The organism is Methylobacterium sp. WL18 (assembly GCF_008040015.1).
GTDB classification, from domain to species: Bacteria; Pseudomonadota; Alphaproteobacteria; order Rhizobiales; family Beijerinckiaceae; genus Methylobacterium; species Methylobacterium mesophilicum.
This window is the reverse complement of sequence record NZ_VRVD01000575.1, coordinates 1-2,977: the sequence shown is the minus strand read 5'-3', so window position 1 is coordinate 2,977 and position 2,977 is coordinate 1. Positions and strand designations below refer to the sequence as shown.

Annotated in this window: 3 protein-coding genes; 1 reads left to right on the top strand and 2 read right to left on the bottom strand. The window is 67.8% G+C overall.

From position 1 onward, the window contains the following. The coding region (locus FV228_RS25205) for a Do family serine endopeptidase (RefSeq protein ID WP_147857051.1) at window positions 1-1,425 on the top strand (1,425 nt) is incomplete at its 5' end. Window positions 1,426-1,521: 96 nt separating this feature from the next. Here the strand turns inward: FV228_RS25205 and FV228_RS25200 are convergent. Together FV228_RS25200 and FV228_RS25195 are read right to left on the bottom strand one after the other, a co-directional pair. Beyond that, entirely contained in the window at window positions 1,522-2,088 is a 567-nt protein-coding gene (locus FV228_RS25200; RefSeq protein ID WP_147857050.1) for a hypothetical protein, read from the bottom strand. After that, window positions 2,088-2,723 (bottom strand): restriction endonuclease, encoded by a 636-nt coding sequence (locus FV228_RS25195; protein ID WP_210247820.1) that lies wholly within the window; start codon window positions 2,721-2,723, stop codon window positions 2,088-2,090. Before FV228_RS25195 ends, FV228_RS25200 begins: the two co-directional genes overlap by 1 nt. Window positions 2,724-2,977 lie beyond the last annotated feature (254 nt).

Genomic DNA, 2,977 nt, shown 5'->3' with positions numbered 1-2,977 from the left:
GCGACCCTGCTGGCCGCCGGCCCCGCCGGGGCGCAGATGGCCCGCACGGAGGCTCCCGCCGCCCCCAAGGAGGGGACGGCCAAGGCGGTGCCCCTCAGCCGGAGCGACGTCCAGCTGTCCTTCGCCCCGGTGGTGAAGCGGGCCGCGCCCTCGGTGGTCAACGTCTACGCCTCCCATGTCGAGAAGCGCTCCACCGCGCGCGCCAGCGCCATGGACGAGTTCATGCGCCGCTTCTTCGGCGAGCCGGAGGGCGGCCGCGGCCCCCGGGGCGACCGGGCCCAGCGGTCGCTCGGCTCCGGCGTCCTGGTCGATGCCGACGGCCTCGTGATCACCAACAACCACGTCATCGACAACATGAACGAGGTCCGCATCGCGCTGTCGGACCGCCGGGAGTTCGAGGCGACGATCGTGATGCGCGACACCCGCACCGACCTCGCGGTGCTCAAGCTCAAGGAGGCCCCGAAGGGGCTGGTGCCGATGCCGTTCGGCGATGCCGACGCCCTGGAGGTCGGCGACTTCGTGATGGCGATCGGCAACCCGTTCGGGGTCGGCCAGACCGTGACGCAGGGCATCGTGTCGGCGCTGGCGCGGACCCAGGTCGGCTCGGCGGACTACCAGTACTTCATCCAGACCGACGCCGCGATCAATCCGGGCAATTCGGGCGGGGCCCTGGTCGACCTGCGCGGCCAGCTGGTCGGCATCAACACGGCGATCTACTCGCAATCCGGCGGCAGCCACGGCATCGGCTTCGCGATCCCCGTCGGCATGGTCAAGGCGGTGGTCGACGCGGCCCGCGACGGGGCGAGCGTGGTGCGCCGGCCCTGGCTCGGCGCGCGCATCCAGAGCGTGACCCCCGACATCGCCGACAGCATGGGCCTCGACCATCCGACCGGCGTCCTGGTGGCGAGCCTGCAGCCCAAGAGCCCCGCGGACGAGGCCGGCCTGAAGCGCGGCGACCTGATCCTGACCATCGACGGCCAGGAGGTCGCCGACCCGGAGGCGTTCGGCTACCGCTTCGCCCTCAAGGGCGTCCAGGGCCAGACCCGCTTCGGGATCCTGCGCGGCACGGCCCGCCAGACGGTCGCGGTCAAGCTCGCCCCCGCCCCGGAGACGCGCCCGCGCGACGTGCTGAAGGTGAAGACCCGCTCGCCGTTCCAGGGCGCGAGCCTGGTCAACACCTCGCCGGCGGTGGCGGAGGAGCTGCAGGTCGACTTCCCGGCCGAGGGCGTGGCCGTGCAGGCGGTGGACGAGACCTCCATCGCCAGCCGGCTCGGGCTGCAGAAGGGCGACATCATCGTGGCGGTCAACGGCGTGCCGGTGCCGACCACCAAGGACCTGGACCGGGTCACCCGCAACACCCTCAATTCCTGGGAGGTGGTGATCAACCGCAACGGCGAGATCATGACCTCGGTGTTCGGGGGCTGAGCCGGACGGAGGATCCGGCCGCACGTTCAGCGATGCGATCCGGGAGCGTGCGGCGCCTGTTGCCCGGCGCCCCCCGGGTCGCCATCCCGGGGTGGGTCAGCGAAGCGGATCGGCCTCTGGAACGCGACGCGTCGTGGGCGTCGGGAGGAACGCGATCAGTTCCTTGATCAATCTATGGCCGATGACCTGTCCCGCCGCATCCGTCCTGAGTTTCGGTATGGCCTCCTGCTCCGAGCGTCGCGCATGCGGCTTCGGCAGCAGCATCCTTAGGGCGCTTCTCCAGTCCTGCCGATCGTTCTCAACGCGCTCGCCGCCAAGCCTCAAATTGAAGACGGATGAAAAGTGCTCCACATCCTTGAATAAATCCTCCTCAAGGGTGGGCACGGCAACGAAGAGCCGACAGGCTTCGTCACCCGACGTATCCCTCTGAAGATCCTGAAAAATATCCTGCTGCTCCGAAACCTTGTCGGGATCGGTCGTATCCGCGTCGACGACGATGGCGACACGGTTGTCGTCGCTCAAGGCGAGCGATGTTCCCAGCGATACGGCGGACGACTTGCCGCCGCCCTCCAGCACACGGATGTCTTCGCGACCGGCTTCGTGGAGCAAGGCACGCAGGACGATCGCGTCGGCCGGCCCTTCCGTCACGATATACGAGGCCATCACAGAACTCCCGCCCGCGGATCGAAATCGGGCTTTCCGTGCTGCATCAGGACGCGATACTTTCGCCGTAGGGCATCCGCGAAATCCTGCCGTTCCAGCAGGAAGCCGATCTCCGGTCCCTGCCATAAGAGGATGGCATGCGGAGCCATATCGTGCGCGAGCGTGACGGCGGGATCGGTAAAGCCGCTGCTGCTGAACACGCACCCGATGACGCCGGCGGGCCGACGCAACAGCTGGTTTCTCAATTTCGCCAGCGGCTCGACATTCACGTTGGCCTGCTGATCCTTGGCCTCCACCATGCACGCGATACCGTCGAGCAGCACCATCCCGTCAATCTGCTCCACGACCGCGCCGTGCAGGTTGACCGCATAAGGCCAGATGATCTCGGCGCCGCTCAGCTGGAAAGCCCTCAGGATGAGATGTTCGAACGCCTTCCCGCTGGACCAGCCCGCGATCCGTTTTCGGGGTTGGCCACCGATCTTGTCCCAGAGCGATGACAGCTCGGCCCATCCGCAAGCGCCGATGTTCGAAACATCGTCGCTCGTCGATCGCTTCCTGGCGGATGCTTTGGCCCTCATCTTCAGACCCCATCCAAGATCAGCGTAGATCTCGGCCGATTCGGCTGGCTCGAGCAAGGGCCCTGAGCTTCGTGATACATCCCGGGCGGCGTGCAACGTGTGGTGATCTCGCGCGTTTGCCCGAAGGCTCGCCGCCTGATCGGTGTGGGCGAGCCGGGTGTCTGAGACGCCCGGGCCGATCCCTGGGGATATCCGGCACGCGCGGGAAACGAAAAATCTTGCCGCTGTGCATCGACCCGGTCTTCATGCGGCGATGTCCGACCTGTTCGCCTCCGCCGAGCCTCCCGCCCGCCCGGCCGCCTCGGCACCGG

Excerpts from the sequence above, each read along its gene's own strand:
- FV228_RS25200 (WP_147857050.1), bottom strand. The coding sequence starts at position 2,088 with ATGGCCTCGTATATCGTGACGGAAGGGCCGGCCGACGCGATCGTCCTG.